Source organism: Acuticoccus sediminis (assembly GCF_003258595.1).
In the GTDB taxonomy this organism is placed as follows: domain Bacteria; phylum Pseudomonadota; class Alphaproteobacteria; order Rhizobiales; family Amorphaceae; genus Acuticoccus; species Acuticoccus sediminis.
In genome coordinates this window covers 86,967-104,981 of sequence record NZ_QHHQ01000010.1, presented here as the reverse complement: position 1 = coordinate 104,981, position 18,015 = coordinate 86,967, and the positions used below count along the sequence as shown (strand labels likewise).

17 protein-coding genes and 1 pseudogene are annotated in these 18,015 nt (G+C 69.8%); 9 read left to right on the top strand and 9 right to left on the bottom strand.

What is annotated here, in order from left to right; translation table 11 throughout:
* Positions 1-62 precede the first annotated feature (62 nt).
* Positions 63-1,586, top strand: a complete 1,524-nt coding sequence (locus DLJ53_RS30665) for a nitrilase-related carbon-nitrogen hydrolase (RefSeq protein WP_111352136.1) — start codon at positions 63-65, stop codon at positions 1,584-1,586.
* Positions 1,579-2,934: a glutamate--tRNA ligase gene (locus DLJ53_RS30660; RefSeq protein ID WP_111352135.1), complete on the top strand. Its 1,356-nt coding sequence runs from the start codon at positions 1,579-1,581 to the stop codon at positions 2,932-2,934. Before DLJ53_RS30665 ends, DLJ53_RS30660 begins: the two co-directional genes overlap by 8 nt.
* Before the next feature lie 178 nt (positions 2,935-3,112).
* Here DLJ53_RS30660 and DLJ53_RS30655 read toward each other — a convergent pair whose 3' ends face one another.
* Complete coding sequence (locus DLJ53_RS30655) at positions 3,113-4,285, bottom strand: DUF2865 domain-containing protein (protein ID WP_162409716.1); 1,173 nt, start codon at positions 4,283-4,285, stop codon at positions 3,113-3,115.
* Between DLJ53_RS30655 and DLJ53_RS35370 the strand changes: the two genes are divergently transcribed.
* Positions 4,250-4,606 (top strand): hypothetical protein, encoded by a 357-nt coding sequence (locus DLJ53_RS35370; RefSeq protein ID WP_162409714.1) that lies wholly within the window; start codon positions 4,250-4,252, stop codon positions 4,604-4,606. The genes DLJ53_RS30655 and DLJ53_RS35370 overlap by 36 nt on opposite strands.
* A 153-nt stretch (positions 4,607-4,759) precedes the next feature.
* Here the strand turns inward: DLJ53_RS35370 and DLJ53_RS30650 are convergent, their stop codons facing one another.
* The gene (locus DLJ53_RS30650) at positions 4,760-6,247 is read right to left on the bottom strand and encodes a UdgX family uracil-DNA binding protein (RefSeq protein ID WP_111352133.1); all 1,488 of its coding nucleotides are present in this window, start codon (positions 6,245-6,247) and stop codon (positions 4,760-4,762) included.
* 86 nt (positions 6,248-6,333) lie between these two features.
* Positions 6,334-7,584, bottom strand: a pseudogene (locus DLJ53_RS30645) (putative DNA modification/repair radical SAM protein); the annotation flags it as partial.
* A 268-nt stretch (positions 7,585-7,852) separates the two neighbouring features.
* Between DLJ53_RS30645 and DLJ53_RS30640 the strand changes: the two are divergent.
* From DLJ53_RS30640 to DLJ53_RS30630, 3 genes are read left to right on the top strand one after another with little or no spacing between them, the layout of a single operon-like run.
* Entirely contained in the window at positions 7,853-8,728 is an 876-nt protein-coding gene (locus tag DLJ53_RS30640) for an ABC transporter substrate-binding protein (protein WP_202913444.1), read from the top strand.
* Positions 8,725-9,378 carry a L,D-transpeptidase gene (locus tag DLJ53_RS30635; RefSeq protein WP_111352130.1) on the top strand — a complete coding sequence of 218 codons (654 nt, stop codon included), beginning with the start codon at positions 8,725-8,727 and terminating at the stop codon, positions 9,376-9,378. The genes DLJ53_RS30640 and DLJ53_RS30635 overlap by 4 nt, the downstream gene beginning before the upstream one ends.
* 12 nt (positions 9,379-9,390) lie before the next feature.
* Positions 9,391-9,696, top strand: coding sequence for a hypothetical protein (locus DLJ53_RS30630; RefSeq protein WP_146620148.1), 306 nt, complete (start codon positions 9,391-9,393; stop codon positions 9,694-9,696).
* Between the two features lie 58 nt (positions 9,697-9,754).
* Here DLJ53_RS30630 and DLJ53_RS30625 read toward each other — a convergent pair whose 3' ends face one another.
* The 3 genes from DLJ53_RS30625 to DLJ53_RS30615 all read right to left on the bottom strand — a co-directional run bounded on the left by DLJ53_RS30625 (position 9,755) and on the right by DLJ53_RS30615 (position 12,353).
* Positions 9,755-10,504 carry an SDR family oxidoreductase gene (locus DLJ53_RS30625; protein WP_111352128.1) on the bottom strand — a complete coding sequence of 250 codons (750 nt, stop codon included), beginning with the start codon at positions 10,502-10,504 and terminating at the stop codon, positions 9,755-9,757.
* A 115-nt stretch (positions 10,505-10,619) separates the two neighbouring features.
* On the bottom strand, positions 10,620-10,922 hold the full coding sequence (locus DLJ53_RS30620) for a hypothetical protein (RefSeq protein ID WP_111352127.1): 303 nt from the start codon (positions 10,920-10,922) through the stop codon (positions 10,620-10,622).
* Positions 10,923-11,138: 216 nt separating this feature from the next.
* Entirely contained in the window at positions 11,139-12,353 is a 1,215-nt protein-coding gene (locus tag DLJ53_RS30615) for a glycosyltransferase (protein ID WP_111352201.1), read from the bottom strand.
* A 165-nt stretch (positions 12,354-12,518) separates the two neighbouring features.
* Between DLJ53_RS30615 and DLJ53_RS30610 the strand changes: the two genes are divergently transcribed.
* Positions 12,519-13,901: a pyruvate dehydrogenase complex dihydrolipoamide acetyltransferase gene (locus tag DLJ53_RS30610; RefSeq protein ID WP_111352126.1), complete on the top strand. Its 1,383-nt coding sequence runs from the start codon at positions 12,519-12,521 to the stop codon at positions 13,899-13,901.
* A gap of 54 nt (positions 13,902-13,955) precedes the next feature.
* On the opposite strand, the gene DLJ53_RS30605 is transcribed toward DLJ53_RS30610, so the two are convergent.
* From DLJ53_RS30605 to DLJ53_RS30595, 3 genes are all read right to left on the bottom strand, one after another.
* Positions 13,956-14,357 (bottom strand): VOC family protein, encoded by a 402-nt coding sequence (locus tag DLJ53_RS30605; protein WP_111352125.1) that lies wholly within the window; start codon positions 14,355-14,357, stop codon positions 13,956-13,958.
* Between the two features lie 209 nt (positions 14,358-14,566).
* Complete coding sequence (locus DLJ53_RS30600) at positions 14,567-14,839, bottom strand: acylphosphatase (protein WP_111352124.1); 273 nt, start codon at positions 14,837-14,839, stop codon at positions 14,567-14,569.
* A complete protein-coding gene (locus tag DLJ53_RS30595; protein WP_111352123.1) occupies positions 14,839-16,818 on the bottom strand; it encodes an acetyl-CoA carboxylase biotin carboxylase subunit in 1,980 nt (659 codons plus the stop codon). Before DLJ53_RS30595 ends, DLJ53_RS30600 begins: the two co-directional genes overlap by 1 nt.
* Positions 16,819-16,895: 77 nt before the next feature.
* Here DLJ53_RS30595 and DLJ53_RS30590 point away from each other — a divergent pair, with 77 nt between their 5' ends.
* Positions 16,896-17,231: a CidA/LrgA family protein gene (locus tag DLJ53_RS30590; RefSeq protein WP_111352122.1), complete on the top strand. Its 336-nt coding sequence runs from the start codon at positions 16,896-16,898 to the stop codon at positions 17,229-17,231.
* Positions 17,228-17,953, top strand: coding sequence for an LrgB family protein (locus DLJ53_RS30585; RefSeq protein WP_111352121.1), 726 nt, complete (start codon positions 17,228-17,230; stop codon positions 17,951-17,953). Before DLJ53_RS30590 ends, DLJ53_RS30585 begins: the two co-directional genes overlap by 4 nt.
* The last annotated feature ends 62 nt before the right edge of the window (positions 17,954-18,015 follow it).

The window sequence follows — 18,015 nt, the reverse complement described above, 5'->3', positions numbered from 1 at the left end:
CAGGGAGATCAGGCTAAGGAGCGCGGCACCGGCCCGCGATGCCGATGACCTGACAGGACCTGATGCGCGACACCTTTACCGTCTCGATCCAGCAGCTCGATCCCGTGCTGGGCGACCTTCCCGGCAACTGCGCCATGGCCGAAGCGGCCTGCCGAAGCGCCAGGGCCGATCTGGTGGTCTTTCCCGAGCTGTTCCTCTCCGGCGCCCCGCTTTGGGACCTCGCCCGGCGCCACGGTTTCGCCGAGCAGGCGATGACCGAGGTGGAGGCACTGGCGGCGGCGCTCGCCGACGGCCCGGCCGTCGCCATCGGCACCCCCTGGCTGGAGGAGGGGCGCCTCACCAACGCCTGCGCCATCCTGCAGAACGGCCGCGTCGACAAGGTGCGCCACAAGGTTGAGGTCGACGCGGGGCCGTTCGACGAGTCGCGCGCCTTCGCCTCGGCGGACATGCCGGGGCCGGTGGACATCGCCGGGGTGCGCATCGGCCTTCCCATCGGCGAGGACCTCCTCGGCGCGGACGTGGTGGAGTGCCTCGCCGAGACGGGGGCGGAGATCCTCATCGCGCCGGTCGCCTCGCCCTACACGCCCTACGAGGCGGACCGGCGGCTCAACATCGCCGTCGCCCGGGTGGTCGAGAGCGAATTGCCGCTGGTGGTGGTGAACGCGGTCGGCGGGCGCGACGAATACGTCTTCGACGGTGCGTCGTTTGCGCTGGGGGCGGACCGCCGGCTGACGCATCAGCTCCCGGCCTTCACCTCCACCTCGGCGCGGCTCGTCTTCCGCCGGTCGTACGACGGGTGGACGCTGGAACCGGGCGAGCGGATCGCGTTGCCTGACGGGGAGGCCGCGATCTGGTCGGCGTCGGTGCTGGGCCTGCGCGACCTGGTGCGCCTCAAGCGCGCGGACCGGATCGTCTTGGCGCTGGAGGACGACGTGGAGTCCGCCGTCGCCGCCGCCATCTCAGTCGACGCGGTGGGCGCCGACCGGGTCGAGGCGGTCGCCTTCGACGAGACCGGCGTCGCCGCGCCCTTCGGCCTCGCGTGCCGCCGGCTGGCGCTACCCTCCGGCGACTTCGGCGCCGCGGACGGCGCGGTGCTGCGCCGGGGCATGGCGGACGCGGTGCTGGAGGCGGTCGGCACGGGCGGGCTCATCGTGCGCTCGGCCAGCTCGTCGACCGTCGCGCTGGGCGCCGGGCCGGTCGGCCGCGGCGTGAACCCGATGGCCGAGCTCTGCCGCAGCGAGGTGAAGGCGCTCGCCCGGTGGCGCAACGCCACCCGCCCGGACGGCGCGCAGGGGCCGGAGGGACCGGTGGTCGCCGCGGCGCTGATCGAGGCGCCGTGCGGCCTCGAGGGAGCGCCGGCGAACGACGACCTGCTCGACCGGATCCTGACCGAGCTCCTCGACGGCGACGCCAGCGTGGACGAGCTGGTTAAGGACGGCTACGAGGCTAGATCCGTGCGATGGGTGGCCGAGAGGGTGGCCGACGGCGAGGTCATGCGGCGCCGCTCGACACCCCGTCTGCGGCTGGCACCCCGGCCGGCCGGAGACCGACGCTACCCGATCACCAACCGATATCGTGATGCCTGAAACCGTCCGCTTTGCACCGTCGCCGACCGGCGAGATCCACATCGGTAACGCCCGAACGGCGCTCTACAACTACGCCGTCGCCGTGCAGACCGGCGGCAGCTTCATCCTGCGCTTCGACGACACGGACGTGGAGCGGTCCCGGGCGGAGTACGCCGCGGCGATCGAGGCGGACCTCGCATGGCTCGGTATCGAGCCGTCGCGGCTGGAGCGGCAGTCCGAGCGGCTGGCCTTCTACGACGCCGCCGCCGACCGGCTGCGCGCGGCGGGGGCGCTCTACGCCTGCTACGAGACGCCGGAGGAGCTGGAGCGCAAGCGCGCGCTGCAGCGCGCCCGTGGCCGCCCGCCCGTCTACGACCGCGCCGGCCTCGCGCTGACGCCCGGCGAGAAGGCGGCATACGAGGCGGAGGGGCGCCGTCCGCACTGGCGCTTCCGGCTGCCGGACGGGGCGCGGACCTGGGACGACCGCTGCCGCGGCGAGCAGATGGTCAACCTCGACTCGATCTCCGACCCGGTCCTTGTTCGCGAGGACGGGACCTACCTCTACACCCTGACCTCCGTGGTCGACGATATCGACATGGGCGTCACCCTCGTCGTGCGCGGCGAGGACCACATCACCAACACAGGCGTACAGATCGCGATCTTCGAGGCGCTGGGCGCCGCGGCGCCGGACTTCGGCCACCACAATCTGCTGACCCGCGCCGACGGCGAGCCGCTGTCGAAGCGGGACAATCCGCTGTCTCTGACCCGGCTGCGGGCGGAGGAGGTGGAGCCGATGGCGGTCGCCTCGCTCGCGGTGCTGACCGGAACGTCGCACCCGGTGGAGCCGGTGGCCGACCTCGCGGCGCTGTGCGCCCGGGCGGACCTCGCCTCGATCTCGCGCGGGCCGGCGACGTTCGACCCCGCCGACGTGGAGCGCCTCAACGCCGCGCTGCTGCACGAGATGCCGTTCGAGGCCGTCGCTCCGTGGCTCGCCGAGACCTACGGCGTGACGGACCCCGCGGTCTGGGCGGCGCTGCGCGGAAACCTCGGCCGGCGGCGGGACATCGGTCCGTGGATCGCGATCCTGCGCGACGGGCCGGCGGCGGTGCAGCCGGGCAGCGCCGACCGTCCGGTGCTCGAGGCCGCGCTCCAGGCGCTCCCGGCCGAGCCGTGGGACGAGGGGACGTTCAAGGGCTGGACCAGTGCGGTGAAGGCGGCGACGGGCGCGAAGGGCAAGGCTCTCTTCATGCCGCTGCGCCTCGCGTTGACCGGCGAGGAGAAGGGGCCCGAGCTCGGCCCGTTCTTCCTGCTCCTCGGCCGCGACGCCACCGCACGCCGGCTCGAGGCCGCGCTCGCCCGGGCTGGCTGAAGGTCGTTCCGGGCGGCACCGTCCGTTCACGCACGTCAAGCGCGCTCCATGCCGGTCCTGCTAGCCGGGCGGTCAGGCTTCCCTGGCCACTGTGCAAAATCGCGTGGATGCGGTGCGTTGGAACGCGAGACGGCGAGGTCCGGCCGTCGCGGCGACGGCCGGTGAGCCGGGCCGCGCGTCAGCCGCCGGTGCGGACGCGGAAGTGGTTCGGGCGGGGCACCGCATGGAGCGGTGCGGCCTGCGTCGCGGCCGCCGGGACCGCGGACACGGCGACCGCGCTCGCTGTGTCGACCGCGGCGGATTCCAGCTCCGCCGGCGCATCGACGGCTTCTTCCAGGGCCGGTGTCTCGGCGACGGTACCGCCCGAGATGGCCGCCGGGGAGACCGCAGCCGGCGTGCCGTTGCGCGGGGTGGTGGTGCCGAGCGGGATCACCGTCACCGCCGTCGTCATGAAACCCGTCGCGCGCGTCCTGGTGGCGACGATCGGCGTCACCGGGCCGTTCTCGGAGTAGAACTGCGGGCCCACGTCGCGGAAGTCGTCCGACCCGTCCATCGCCACGCTCGTCGCCGAGCCGGAACGCTTGCGCGGGGTGTACTCGGGCAGGCTGAGGCCCATCAGCCGCTCAGGCGGCTCGGAGTTGCGGTCGGTCTTCAGCGGGGGCAGGGGCTTGCCGGTCTCGTCGTAGATCGCCTGATAGGGGGTCCAGTCGGCGCTCTGCGTGGCGTCGGTCGCCGTTGCCGTCGCGGCGGACGCGGTCACCACGGCCTCGCTCTTCATGGACGCGACGACCTGGTCGACGGTCGCGTCGTCGGGCGCGCCGGTGGACATCGGCTGGCAGCCGCAGCCGGGGACGATCTGCTTGCGGTAGGAGAACGCGGTCGGAAGGTTGACGTAGCGCTCGCCCGTCATCGTCGAGCGCATGCTCTCCACCGGGGAGCCGTTGCTGTGCGCGTAGAGCGAGACGTCGGCGCCGGGGCAGCGGCCGACGCACATGGCGAGCTCGTCGTAGTAATTGTCCGAGTGGGAGTTGTTGTTGATCGGGAAATAGAACCCGTCACACAGCCGCACGCATACCGTGCGTGAGTTGCCGACGCGGAGGTTGCCCTTGCTGCGGCCGCCCGACGTGGTGGCGAGGGTGGTGTAGGCGTCGGTCCCGTCAGACGACGCCGCGCGGTTGCGCGCAGGCCGGGCCTCGCCGAGGTCCAGCCGCTCGACGCCCCTGGCGGGCTCGCCGCGAACGTACTCCACGTCCTGGTTGCGGTCGCCGCCGAAGAGGTTGGAGAAGAAGCCGCCGCCGCGCCGGCGACCCTCGGTGTGGACGCCCGTGACGACGCGGCCGCCGATCATCATCGTGCTCTGCTGCGGGGCGCGTTCGCGCTGCTGGACGACGCGCGTCGAGCAGGCGTCGTTCACCCGGCGCTGCAGCGACGCGATCTGCCGACTGTTCCCGCCGCTGCGCGCGTCGCGAAGCCGCGCATCGATCCCGGCGCACGCCTGATGGCGTCCGAAGCGGCTCGGCAGATCGCATCGGTAGGCTTTGTGCTGCGCCTGAAGGCGCGACACGTTGCCACTTCCGCTCTCAGCGGCGGCCAACTGCTTGCGAAGGGAGTTGCAGGATTGTGCCGCCGCTTCACCGACGAAAAGTACTGCAATTATGGCCGCTATCAGTAGGCGCATGGAAGGTCCCCAAAATTCGGTTTTCACCAAACGCAACTACTAGATACGGCGCTTAGACATCCTCGACAACGAGTGACACCCGCGACCGTTGCATAGGCTTAATGAACTCAGCCTGACTGAGCGGCGATGGGCCCCGGATCGCAACCCTCATAGGGGGGTCAGTTCACGCACTCGTGACAGGTCAGCTATGAATTCTTCAAGCTTCGCCTGTTTCGCATCCGGGTCCGTGAGTCGCAGGAGATACGACGGATGGACGGTCACAAATCCGCGAGCACCATCGGCCCAGTTCATCAGCTTCCCCCGGACGTCGCCGATCCGGACCGGTCCGCCTGACAGCGCCCGCGCCGCCGTCGCCCCGAGAGCGACGGTCAGCGCCGGCCTGACGAGCGCCCGCTCCGCGTCCAGCCACACCTTGCAGGCATAGACCTCCGAGGCGCCGGGCGTCTTGTGGATCCGCCGCTTCCCGCGCGGCTCGAATTTGAAATGCTTCACCGCGTTGGTGACGAAGACACGCGATCGGTCGATCCCGGCGGCCTCGAGCGCCCGGTCGAAGAGCTGGCCGGCGGGGCCGACGAAGGGCAGGCCGGCGAGGTCCTCCTGGTCGCCGGGCTGCTCGCCGACGAACATGAGCGGCGCGTTCGGATCGCCCTCGCCGTGGACGGTCTGCGTCGCCGGCGCGTGGAGGGGGCAGAGCTGGCAGCGGGAGGCGGCCCGCCTCAGGTCCGCCAGCGAGGTGATGTTGTCCGTCAGCGCCGCGATCTCGGCCTCCTCGCGCTCCTGCTCGCGGGCGAGGCGGGTGGAGCGGACCGGGGCACGCGTCGGCGCGGCGACCATGCCGTCCGTCCGCTCGGTCGCCGAGCGGATGAGGGGCGCGATCATGTCGCCCTCGGGCATGTTTTTCCAGTAGCGCTTCGGCATCTCAGAGCGCATCGCGTTCACCTTCAGCCGTGCCGGGTTGAAGATCGCGCCGAAGTAGGTGCGCCAGAGCTCCTCGTTGACGTCCCCGTCCGGCGCCACCTCGCGCGAGGCGCCCTCGGCGAGGGTCAGCGTCTCGCCGTCCCAGTGGGCGGAGCGGGTGGGGGTGAGGATCGACCAGCGCATCCCCGGGAAGCGGCGCACGAAGAAGGGGGCGGTGCGGTCAAGCGTATGATGCTCCGGCTCGAACCACGCGACGTAGCGCGGCGTGCCGTCGGCGTCCGTGGTCTCGCGAAAGCGGACGAAGGCCTTCATCTTGTGCGCGCAGCGGTCGACGTTCTTGGCCATCGTCCGCGCCGCCGCGACGTCCGGGTCGCTGGCAATCTCGAGGAGGCGTGGCTCCCCGGCGAACCGCTCCAGCAGGCGGTGGGCGAGGTGGAAGCGCTCGATGTCCCGGTGGCAGACGAGCCGCTCGGCAAGGTCGACGAAGGCGCGGGGAGCGCGGGGGATGCGCTCGGCCGGCGGGGGCGGCAACTCGTCCACCGAACGGGGCGCGCCGAAGAGCCCGCCGTCCGGCGCGCCGACCGACCAGTCGACATCGCGCGAGGAGATCCCATGCGCGGTGAGGGTGCGGGCGGCGACGCGGAAGGTCGCGAAGTCGGCGGGGTGGTTCAGCGCGACGTGCCAGCGACCGGACGCGGCGGCGCGTGCGGCGGTCATGGCGTCGCGGCAGCGGCCGCGGCAGAGACCGTTGCAGAGACCGGGGCAGAGTCCGGGCCAGAGACCGGGGCGGGGGCCGCCGCGAAGAGGTCGAGCTGCGCGGCGGGCCTGACGAAGCGGGCGCGAAGATCCGCCGCGTCGAGGAGGCGGGCCGGCTGCCACCCCTCCAGCGCGATGAACGGCTTCGCCTTGCGCGCGGTGGGCGTGAGGCGGGTGAGGTCCTCGAAGCGCATGCGGCGGTGGCGGCGGGTACGCAGGATCGCGTCCACGGCCTTCACTCCGAGACCGGGCACGCGCAGCAGCATCTCCCTTGGGGCGCGGTTGAGGTCGACGGGGAAGCGGTCGCGGTGGGCGAGCGCCCAGGCGAGCTTGGGGTCGATCTCGAGGTCGAGCATCCCGCCGTCGGTGGCCCGCTCGAGGTCGGCGAGCTCGAAGCCGTAGAAGCGCGTCAGCCAGTCGGCCTGGTAGAGCCGGTGCTCGCGCACCAGCGGCGGCGGCGACGGCGGCAGCGCGGAGGAGGCGTCGGGGATCGGCGAGAAGGCGCTGTAGTACACCCGGCGCAGGTCGTAGGAGGTGTAGAGGGTCCGGCTGGTGGTGAGGATCGTGAGGTCGCTCGCCCCGTCCGCGCCGACGATCATCTGCGTCGACTGGCCGGCGGGCGCGAAGCGCGGCGGGCGGTGCCGGCCACCCCGCCGCGGCGTCTCGCGGGAGGCGTCGATCCCGGTTCGCAGGGCGGCCATCGACGATTTGATGACCCGCCCGCTCTTCTCCGGCGCGAAGGACCTGAGGCCGCGCTCGGTGGGGAGCTCGATGTTGATGGAGAGGCGGTCCGCCCAGCGTCCCGCCTCGTCGATCAGCTCCGCCGAGGCGTCCGGGATCGTCTTGAGGTGGATGTAGCCCTGGAAGCCGTGGGTGACGCGGAGCGTCTTCGCCACGCGCACGAGCTGCTCCATCGTATGGTCGGCGGAGCGGATGATGCCGGACGAGAGGAAGAGCCCCTCGATGTAGTTGCGGCGGTAGAAGGCGAGGGTGAGGTCGACGACCTCCTCGGGCGTGAACGCCTCGCGCTCGATCCGGCTCGAGACGCGGTTGATGCAGTAGGCGCAGTCGTAAATGCAGGCGTTGGTGAGCAGCAGCTTCAGGAGGGAGATGCACCGCCCGTCCGGGGCGTAGGCATGGCAGATCCCCGACCCTTCCGTCGACCCGATGCCGCCGGACGCCCTGGCGTTGCGCTTCGTCGTGCCGGACGACGCGCAGGAGGCGTCGTATTTCGCCGCATCCGCGAGAATCGCGAGCTTTTCCCTGAGGCTGCGGCTTCGACCTGTCGCGGACGGCATGCCCAATCCTTCAAGTTCACAATTTGTTCCTAATAAGGGCAGTGCGGTCCGGCGGTAAACTGCGGCATACCGTCTGTTGAAGTTTGGTCACACATTCTCAGTCAGTTCCCGCTATGGTTTGCGCCTTGTGAATCGGCATGCATGGTCGTCTGAGTTTTAAAAACCAGGTGCTCATGCGCCTGCTGACGGGGAGGCGACCATGCGGCGGGTGTTAGCTTTGGCGGGGGTTTTGGCCTGGACGGCCCCTGCCGCGGCCCAAACGACCGTGGTGATAGGCGTACCGGACTGGCCCACGGCGCAGGTCACCGCGAACATCATCGGCGACGTTCTGGCCGCGAAGTACGACGTGGCGGTGAAGCTGCGGCCGATCGGGACGGTGCAGCTGTTCGACGCCATCGACCGCGGTGAAGTCGACATTCACCCGGAGATCTGGCTCCCGAACTCGTCGGTCGACGTCAAGAAGTATACCGACGAGCTGAAGACGCTGACCCTGGCGCCGGCCCGGGTCGCGGCGACGCAGAACATCTGCACCACCCGCGGCACGGTCGAGCAGACGGGGATCTCCAGCGTCGCCGACCTCGCCAACCCGGAGATGGCCGCGAACTTCGACACCGACGGCGACGGCAAGGGCGAGATGTGGATCGGCGACTTCGAGTGGTCGGCGACGCGCATCGAGCGCCTGCGTGCCCGGAGCTACGGCTACGACCAGACGATGATGCTCCTCACGATGCCGGAGGACATGGCGATGGCGGCGGTGGACGCCGCGGAGGCCCTCGACACGCCGATCGTCTTCTACTGCTACTCGCCGCACCACGTGCACGCGCTGCACGACATCGTGACGCTCGACGAGCCGGCGCACGACCCGTCCACCTGGCACGTCCTCTCTCCCGAGGAGGACCCCGCGTGGCTGACGAACTCGCAGGCCTCGTCGGCGTGGGAGACGGCGTACTACCACATCGGCTACGCGACCGACTTTGCCGAGTACCAGCCGAAGATCGTCGCCTTCCTCAACAAGATGGCGCTGACCGACGCCGACGCCGAGGCGATGAGCTACGCGATCGACGTGGACGGCCGCGACCCGGCCACCGTCGCGAAAGAGTGGGTCGAGACGAACGCAGACAAGATCGCGGAGTGGACGCAATGAGATCGAAATTCGCCCGAATCGGCGTGGCGGCTGCGGGCCTGTTGGTCGCGCTGGGGGCCGCGCACGCGACGGAGGTTTTCGATCCGACCAGCAGGAAGTGGGTGTCGTACGATCCCTCCAAGGCGATCCAGTACTACCGCCAGCACGGCCAGGTGCCGAGTGACTTCCGCCGCCAGGTCGTGACCTTCCGCACGGCCGAGAAGCCGGGGACGATCGTCATCGACGGCAACCGGCACTTCCTCTACCTCGTGCTCGGTGACTTCAAGGCGATCCGCTACGGCATCGGCGTCGGGCGCGAGGGCTTCGGCTGGGCCGGCATCGTGAACGTCGGCCGGATGCAGGAGTGGCCGGTGTGGACGCCCCCGCCGGAGATGGTGGCGCGCGACCCGAAGGCGGCGAAGTACGCCAACGGCATGCCGGGCGGCCCGGAAAACCCGCTCGGCGCGCGGGCGCTCTACCTCTACGAGGGCGGGCGGGACACGATCTACCGCATCCACGGCACCACCGAGCCGTGGTCGATCGGCCTCGACATCTCGTCAGGCTGCATCCGCATGAACAACGAGGACGTCATCGACCTCTACAGCCGTGTCGAGGTCGGCGCGAAGGTCATCGTGTTGATGCAGGGTGCCGCCCTCTATCGCGGCGTTTAAGGGAACTTGCCAATGGTCAAGCTTGGATTGGTGATTGCGGGCTGTGCGCTCGGTCTGTGCGCCTGCCAGTCATCGTCGACGGGATCGACGCCGGCGGCCTCCTCGGGGTCGGTGCGTCAGACCGTGGTGACGGCGCCGGCCGACCTGCAGCTGATGTGCGCCTCCGAGGCGCAGACGCGCCTAGGCGCGTCCGGCGAGGTGCTGCCGATCTCCTCGTCGCAGACGGCGCCGGGCCGCTACACGGTCTTGCTGAGCGTGGGTGGCGGCCAGGCGTCCTGCGTGGTCACCGATCAGGGCGTGATCGAAAGCATCGCGTAAGGGGAGGGCGCCGCGAGGCGCCCGCTCCGGGTCAGGCCGGGCGCGGTATGCGCGCCCGTCAGCCGCGGCCGACGAACGGCATCTTCGTCGCCATGATGGTGAGGAACTGCGCGTTCGCGGACAGGTCCAGCCCCGCCATGTAGACGATCGTGTCGGCGACGACCTGGACGTCCATGAGCGGCTCGGCCGCGATCTCGCCGTTCGCCTGGGGCACGCCCTGGGCCATGCGCGAGGCCATGTCGGTCTGCGCGTTGCCGATGTCGATCTGGCTGCAGGCGATGTCGTACTTGCGGCCGTCGAGGCTGATCGTCTTGGTGAGGCCGCTGATGCCGTGCTTCGAGGCGGTGTAGGCCACCGAGCCCGGACGCGGCGCATAGGCCGAGATCGAGCCGTTGTTGATGATCCGCCCGCCCATCGGCGACTGGTCGCGCATCATCCGGTAGGCGCCGTTCGCCACCAGGAAGCAACCGTCGAGGTTGACGCCGACGACCTTGCGCCAGTCGGCGTACGTCACGTCGCCGAAGTTGGCGCCGGGAACGTTGGCGCCGGCGTTGTTGAACAGCACGTCGAGCCGGCCGAATTCCGATTTGATCCGCTCGAACATGGCGTTGACGGACGCTTCGTCGGTCGCGTCGCAGGCGACCGGAAGGATGGTGCCTTCGGCCTCGGCGGCGACGGCCTTCAGCTTGTCTTCGCTGCGGGCCGCGGCGACGACCTTCGCGCCGTGCCTGGCCAGAGTGAGCGCGCAGGCCTTGCCAATGCCCTGGCTTGCGCCCGTCACCAAGATGATTTTGCCCTCAACGCTCACGGCGTCCTCCTCGCGTTTATTGACAAGGAGCCGTAGGACCTTCGCCGCAGCTATGCAACGGTGCAAGTCAAGGGCAGTAAACCGGCCCGTTCATCGGGCCGGATGGCCGGTCGGGTCAGGCCGGCTCGCCCGACGGCATCGGGGGAAGGATGGTCCAGGCCTCGCCGGCGGCGACGACGCAGGACTTGCCGTTCGGCATGGACAGGATCGCGGTCCAGGTGCCGTCCGCGGACGCATAGAGTTCGAGCACGCGACGGTCGTTCTGAAGGCCGAACGAACGCTGGTGTTCGTTGAACTTGCGCGAGAGGATCTGGATCATCTCCGCGCGTTCCTTGCAGACGGTCTTGGCATCCGCGCTTTCAGCCGCGCCGACGAAAGCAAGGGCGGCGAGGGGGGCGAAGAGAGCGAATTTGCGCATCAGGATTCTCCTTCTGTCGCTGGCGACCGCCCTTCCGGAGACTGGCCGCCTACGGCATGTTTGCTGTCATTAGTCCGTTACATCTTCAGTTTACGAGTTGCGCATTCGACGAGGATAAGGTGCGACCGGTCTGGCCCGTCGCCCATCATCCCTTTGGATGTTGCGCTTCCACCGACGGATATTCGTCGGCGGCAGCCCCCCTTAAAGTCTTCTACGTCACACTTTGGGCCGTTCACCCTTCGCCACTGCCTGCATCAGCCCCCATTGCTTCGGGAGGATCACGGGAAGCGCATAGCGTTCCGTGATCGTGCGTCGAGCAGCTTTCGTGAGGCTTGCCCGGTCCACGTCCTGACGCAAGACGCGTTCCAACACGTCGGCGAGGCGGTTCGAATCGAAGAACGGCGTCAGAAGACCGTTGCGTTTATCATCCACAACTTCATGCAACGGCTGAGTGTCCGACCCGACGATCGGCGCGCCGGACGCCATGGCTTCCAGCAATGACCACGACAGCACGAACGGAACCGTCAAATAGACGTGCGCTTTCGTGATTCTAAACATGGAACGCAAGGTTTTCAGCGGCACCAGGCCCAGGAAGTGGATCCGGTCCAGATCGAGGTCGAGCGTCTCCAGCGCGTGCTCGCGGTGCGTCTTTCCGTCCTTGCGGGTCTTGCCGTACGCGGTCCGGTCGTTGCCGGCGATCAGAACGTGGAGGTTTGGCCGGCGTTGCTGCAGCTTCGCCACGGCTTCCATGAACTGTGGAAAACCGCGGTAGGGCTCCATCCCCCGTGCCACGTAGGTGATCACCTCGTCCTCGGCGGTGAACGTGCGCTCGCCGACCGTCACCGAATCGGGACCGGGCCGGAAGTAGTCGCAGTCGACCCCCTCGTGCAGGATCGACATGTTGTGCGTCAGGTGCTTCGGGAACTGGCTGTGCTGCCAGCGCGTCGGCGAGCTGCCCCAGTCCATCGACGCGATGTCGAGCAGGATGGGGATATTCTTGAAGTGGGCGCGGGCCGCGGCGTCGTGGTTGATCGGCTCCAGGAAGTCCGCGTCGCTGCCCCGGGCGTTGTAGTACCACTCGTAGAGGCTCAGCATCTTCGTCTTCGGCCACAGCTCCTTGATGAGGAGCGACGGTCCCCAGCCGGAGTGCGCGCACACGAGGTCCGGCTCCCAACCCTGGTTCTTCAGGGGATAGAGGGCCTTGAAGGCGGCCTGCCCGGTCAAAACGGCGCGTTCCGCGGTGACGAGCGTCGGGTGGATGCCCTTGGCCACGTCCCGGTGCAGCTCGTAGGGGATCTTCTTGATCCCGATATCTTGCTGGTTGCTTGCCAGAGTTCCGGCCAGCATCTCGACGCCATCGATCGACTTCAGGTGGTTGGCGATCCGGCGGTACTGACCAGGAAAATTATTGTGCAGGAAGAGGATGCGCATCGGGGCCTCGCGGTCGTTGTCCGGGCCATACACTGAAACCTTGGCGCGTCACTAGGCATTTGCGGTGTTTCGGCGCCTTGCATTCACGCGCCGCTTGTCCAACAGTCCAGCCGACGCGCGGGGAGGCGTTCCGGCGCGTTCAAGCGACAACTTTGAGGACGCGCCATGCCTACCCCGATCTTGATGCCGGCTTTGTCGCCTACGATGGAGGCGGGAACGCTCGCGAAATGGCTCGTCAAGGAAGGCGACACCGTCTCCGCCGGCGACATCATCGCAGAAATCGAAACCGACAAGGCCACCATGGAAGTGGAGGCCGTCGATGAAGGAACCGTCGGCAAGATCGTCGTCGCCGAAGGGACCGCCGACGTTCCCGTGAACGACACCATCGCGATCCTGCTCGGCGAGGGCGAGTCCGCGGCGGACCTCGGGTCCGTCCCGTCCGGCCCCGCCAAGAGCGAGGCGAAGAGCAGCGAGACCAAGGCCGAGGAGCCGAAGAGCGAGGCGCCCGCGCCGGCCAAGGCCGAAGCGAGCCCCGCGCCCGCGTCCAACGGCGCCGGGCCGGTCTCCCATGACGGCGACCGCGTCTTCGCCTCTCCGCTCGCCCGCCGGCTCGCCAGGGAGGGGGGCATCGACCTCTCCGCCGTCGCCGGCACGGGCCCGCACGGCCGCATCGTCAAGGCCGACGTCGAGAAGGCGAAGACCTCCGGCACCGCCGCCGCCGGCAAGGCTCCCGCCGCGGCCCCCGCCGCCAAGCCGGCCGAGGCGCCCGCCGCGAAGGCCCCGTCGCCCACCGGCGCTCCCGTCGGCATGACCGACGACCAGATCAAGGCGATGTTCGAGGCCGGGACCTACAAGGAGATCCCGCACGACGGCATGCGCAAGACGATCGCCCGCCGCCTGACCGAGTCCAAGCAGACCGTCCCGCACTTCTACCTGACGCGCGACGTCGAGCTCGACGCCCTCCTGAAGCTGCGTGGCGACCTCAATGGGGCCGCGCCGAAGGACGGCGACGGCAAGCCCGCCTACAAGCTCTCGGTCAACGACTTCGTCATCAAGGCGATGGCGCTCGCGCTCCGCGACGTGCCGATGGCGAATGCCACCTTCACCTCCGCGTCCCGCCTGATCCACACCGGCGTCGACGTCGGCGTCGCCGTGGCGATCCCGGACGGCCTCATCACCCCGGTGGTGAGGAAGGCCGACACGAAGACCCTGTCGGTCATCTCCAACGAGATGAAGGACCTCGCCAAGCGCGCGCGGGACAAGAAGCTCCAGCCGTCCGAGTACCAGGGCGGCTCGACCGCCGTCTCCAACCTCGGCATGTTCGGGATCAAGGACTTCGCCGCCGTCATCAACCCGCCGCACGGCTCGATCCTCGCCGTCGGCGCGGGCGAGCAGCGGCCGGTGGTGAAGGACGGGGCCCTCGCCATCGCCACCGTGATGACCGTCACGCTCTCGGTCGACCACCGCGCGGTCGACGGCGCCCTCGGCGCGGAAGTGCTGCAGTCCTTCGCCGGCTACATCGAGCAGCCGATGCGCCTCCTGGTCTGATCCCGCTCCTGCGAGCGGGCTCGCTCGACCCGGAACGGCCTCGCCCGAGCAGCGTCAGGAGAGGCCCCAGATCCGCGGCTCGGCAAACTCGATCGAGTTGCCGGCCGGGTCGCGAAAATAGACCGAGCGGCCTCCCTGAGGCCACGTGAACGCGCTCTCCACCGCGACCCCGGCGGCAATCAGGCGCTGGTGCCAGCGGTCGAGGTCGCCCCCGGGCGCCGCGAAGCAGGCATGGCCGGGCCCCGCCGTCCCGTGCGCCGGGACCGGGAGCGCGTCAGGCGCGGGCGGCACCGCCGTCGCCGACGGCTTGAAGAGCAGCAGGACGCTGCCGTCGAGCCGGAAGAAGACATGCCGGCCCTCCACCTCGGCGAACCTCTCGAGCCCCAGCACGGTCTCGTAGAAGGCTGCCGTCTCTTCGAGGTTCTCCGCGTAGAGCGCGGTTTCCAGAATCCGCATGCGTTGTCTCCCATCTGGCGAGCGCCGCGATCCGGCCGGGTGGGTGCGCCGTTCCGGGCGGGTGGCGGCACGCTCGTTTCGGCCAGCACCGCGGCGGGGAGCGGGCCGCGTTCCTGCCGCGCTCCTGCCGGGGGGCCGCATCCTGCAGGGCGGCGTCGGCGACATCTAGCGGCGCGGCCACCCGGCGCCCGGACGCTGCGCCGTTCCTGTCAGCCGGTGGGCAGGACGACGAAGTCCTCGACGCCCGGGTCGGCCACCGGGTCGAGGCCGATGCCCGTCACCGTCGCCATCGGCGGCCCCTGGCGGCAGGCGCTGAGGAGCGCGTCGGTCTCCTCGTAGCTGCCGATGACGACGGCCTCCACCCGGCCGTCGGCGAGATTGCGCACCGTGCCGCGAAGGCCACGGCGCTTCGCCTCCTCCTGCAGCCAGGCGCGGTAACCGACGCCCTGCACCCGGCCGGCGATGAGGAAGCGCGTCGCCATCACTCGAACTCGAGGATCACCGCGTCGACGGCAAGGCTCGCACCTTCCGCGACATGGACCGCCTTCACCTTGCCCGAACGCTCGGCGCGGATGACGTTCTCCATCTTCATCGCCTCGATCACGGCGAGCGGCTGGCCGTCCTCCACCTGGTCGCCCTGCGCCACGTTGAGCGACACGACGAGCCCCGGCATCGGGCAAAGCACCTTCTTGGCCGTGTCCGCGGCCGAGATCTCCGGCATGTAGGCCTGCAGGTCGGCGACGCGCGGGCGGCGGACCTTCGCCCTCAGGCGCCGGCCGCGGTAGGTGAGGCCGAAGTCGTGCGGCGTCTCGTCGAGACCCATCGAGACGAGCTCGCCGTCCACCGTGCCGCGCCATACGCCCAGGCCGCAGCGCTCGCGCACGACCCTGTGCGTCTTGCCGTCGATCGTGACGTCCACGCCGTCGGGGCTCGGCTTCACCGCACCCTCGATGCGCGTGTCGTCGTCGAAGAGCGCGGAGAGGGCGCCCGGGACCGGCGTCGGGTGCGAGCCGAAGGTCGACCGGCGCAGCGCCTCGCGCGCCTCCTCGGCGAAGGCGACGGTGGCCATCAGGCGGTGGATCTCGCCGTTCGCCGGGAGCGTCGGCGCGTCCGGGAACTCCTCGGCGATGAAGCCGGTGGAGAGGTTCCCCTCGCGCCAGCGCGGGTGCGCCATCAGCGCCGCCAGGAACGTGCCGTTGTGCCGGATGCCGTCGATCGCCACCTCGTCGAGGGCGACGGACATCGTGTCGATCGCCGCCTCGCGGGTCGGGCCGTGGGTGACGATCTTGGCGATCATCGGGTCGTAGAAGCGCGAGATCTCCGAGCCCTCGACCACGCCGGTGTCGACGCGCACGGTGGTCTCGCCGGCCGAGTCCTTCGGCATCGACAGGCGGCGGATGCGGCCGATCGAGGGGAGGAACTTGCGGTCCGGATCCTCCGCGTAGAGCCGCGCCTCGACGGCCCAGCCGTTCGGCTTGATGTCGTCCTGGGCGTAGCGCAGCGGCTCGCCGGCGGCGACGCGGATCATCTCCTCGACGAGGTCGAGCCCGGTGATGAGCTCGGTCACCGGGTGCTCCACCTGGAGACGGGTGTTCATCTCCAGGAAGTAGAAGTTCGCGTTCTGGTCGGCGACGAACTCCACCGTGCCGGCCGAATCGTAGCCGACCGCCTTGGCGAGTGCGACGGCCTGGGCGCCCATCTTCGCCCGGATCTCGGGGGAGAGGAGGGGCGAGGGCGCCTCCTCGATGACCTTCTGGTTGCGCCGCTGGATCGAGCACTCGCGCTCCAGGATGTGGATCGCGTTGCCGTGCTTGTCGCCCAGCACCTGGATCTCGATGTGGCGCGGGTCGACGATGAACTTCTCGACGAACACGCGCTCGTCGCCGAACGAGGACTTCGCCTCGGAGCGGGCGCGGTCGAAGCCGTCGGCGACCTCGGACTTGGAGTGGGCGATGCGCATGCCCTTGCCGCCGCCGCCGGCGGAGGCCTTGATCATGACCGGGTAGCCGATCTCCTCGGCGATGGCTACGGCCTCATCGGCGTTCGCCACCTCGCCCTTGCCGCCGGGGACGGTCGAGACGCCGGCGGCGTCGGCGCGGATCTTGGATTCGATCTTGTCGCCCATCGCCTCGATGGCGGCGGGGTTCGGGCCGACGAAGACGATGCCGGCCTTGGCGAGTGCCTCGGGGAAGGCGGCGCGCTCCGACAGGAAGCCGTAGCCCGGATGCACCGCGCTCGCCCCGGTCTTGGCGCAGGCGTCCAGGATCGCGTCGATGACGAGGTAGGATTCGGCGGCGGGGGGCGGGCCGATACGGACGGCCTCGTCGGCCATCTCGACATGAGGCGCGTGGCGGTCGGCGTCCGAATAGACCGCTACGGTGCCGATGCCCAGGCGCTTGCAGGTGCGCATCACACGGCAGGCGATCTCGCCGCGGTTCGCCACCAGGATCTTCTCGAACATTTCCGTCCCTTCAGCCGATCGTGTTGGATGGGTTGTAGCCGCATACTGGGCAGAAACCCAAATCAAACGAGGCCCCTATGATCAATGCCATCGCCCTGCTGCTCGGGTGTCAGCTCCTGGGCGAGATTTTCGTGCGTCTGGTCGGACTGCCGGTGCCCGGACCGGTGGTCGGCGCGGCGCTGCTCGGCGTCGGGCTCCTCGTTCGCGGCCGCGTCAGCCAGACCATGGACGGCACCGCACGCGCCATCCTCTCCAACCTGTCGCTGCTCTTCGTACCGGCGGCGGTGGGGGTGATCGAGCACCGCGAGCTCTTCATGGAGTACGGCTTCGCGCTCGTCGCCGCGCTCGTCGTCTCGACCGTGATGGCGCTGACGGCGGCGGCGCTCACCTTCCGCTGGATGGCCGGCGAATGACCGAGGATGTCTCCCTCCTCTGGGTCTACCTCTCCGAGGAGCCGCTCACCTGGCTGACGGTGACTGTCATCGCCTACGCCCTAGCGGACCGCCTCGCCGCGTCGGTGGGGCGACACCCGCTCGCCAACCCGGTGGTGGTGTCGGCGCTCCTGGTGATCGGCCTGCTGCAGGCGACCGGCACGCCGTTTCCCACCTATTTCGAGGGCGCGCAGTTCGTGCACTTCATGCTCGGCCCGGCCACCGTCGCGCTGGCGGTGCCGCTGGTGCAGAACCGGGCGCTAGTGCGCCGGTCCGCCAAGCCGATCGCGGCGGCGCTGCTGGCGGGCTCGGTCACCGCCGTGGTGTGCGCGCTGACCGTCGGCTGGGCGCTGGGGCTGCCGGCGGACGTCCTCGCCTCGCTGGCGCCGAAGTCGGTGACGACGCCGATCGCGATGGGCATCGCCGACGCGCTGGGCGGCATTCCCGCGCTGACGGCGGTGCTTGTGATCCTGACCGGCATCATCGGCGCCGTCGCCGTGACGCCGCTGATGAACCTCCTCGGCATGAAGGACATGCGGGCGCGCGGCTTCGCGGCCGGGGTGGCGGCGCACGGGATCGGCACCGCGCGCGCCTTCCAGGTGGACCCCATCGCCGGCGCCTTCGCCGGGATCGGGATGGCACTCAACGGTGCGCTCACGGCGCTCCTGGTGCCGCTCGCCTTCCTCGTCCTGAGCGCCCTATAGGACTGCGCGAGGGCCGGGCACGGCGGCCGGCGGCGGGGCCGCCGTCACCGGCCGGACGTGTT

Bases quoted from the DNA above. Each gene is read 5' to 3' on its own strand.
- DLJ53_RS30630 (WP_146620148.1), top strand. From the start codon at position 9,391: ATGGTCAAGCTTGGATTGGTGATTGCGGGCTGTGCGCTCGGTCTGTGC.
- DLJ53_RS30615 (WP_111352201.1), bottom strand. From the start codon at position 12,353: ATGCGCATCCTCTTCCTGCACAATAATTTTCCTGGTCAGTACCGCCGG.
- DLJ53_RS30585 (WP_111352121.1), top strand. From the start codon at position 17,228: ATGACCGAGGATGTCTCCCTCCTCTGGGTCTACCTCTCCGAGGAGCCG.
- DLJ53_RS30665 (WP_111352136.1), top strand. From the start codon at position 63: ATGCGCGACACCTTTACCGTCTCGATCCAGCAGCTCGATCCCGTGCTG.
- DLJ53_RS30595 (WP_111352123.1), bottom strand. From the start codon at position 16,818: ATGTTCGAGAAGATCCTGGTGGCGAACCGCGGCGAGATCGCCTGCCGT.
- DLJ53_RS30635 (WP_111352130.1), top strand. From the start codon at position 8,725: ATGAGATCGAAATTCGCCCGAATCGGCGTGGCGGCTGCGGGCCTGTTG.
- DLJ53_RS30610 (WP_111352126.1), top strand. From the start codon at position 12,519: ATGCCTACCCCGATCTTGATGCCGGCTTTGTCGCCTACGATGGAGGCG.
- DLJ53_RS30660 (WP_111352135.1), top strand. From the start codon at position 1,579: ATGCCTGAAACCGTCCGCTTTGCACCGTCGCCGACCGGCGAGATCCAC.
- DLJ53_RS30605 (WP_111352125.1), bottom strand. From the start codon at position 14,357: ATGCGGATTCTGGAAACCGCGCTCTACGCGGAGAACCTCGAAGAGACG.
- DLJ53_RS30655 (WP_162409716.1), bottom strand. From the start codon at position 4,285: ATGATGATCGGCGGCCGCGTCGTCACGGGCGTCCACACCGAGGGTCGC.
- DLJ53_RS30620 (WP_111352127.1), bottom strand. From the start codon at position 10,922: ATGCGCAAATTCGCTCTCTTCGCCCCCCTCGCCGCCCTTGCTTTCGTC.
- DLJ53_RS30590 (WP_111352122.1), top strand. From the start codon at position 16,896: ATGATCAATGCCATCGCCCTGCTGCTCGGGTGTCAGCTCCTGGGCGAG.
- DLJ53_RS30600 (WP_111352124.1), bottom strand. From the start codon at position 14,839: ATGGCGACGCGCTTCCTCATCGCCGGCCGGGTGCAGGGCGTCGGTTAC.
- DLJ53_RS30650 (WP_111352133.1), bottom strand. From the start codon at position 6,247: ATGACCGCCGCACGCGCCGCCGCGTCCGGTCGCTGGCACGTCGCGCTG.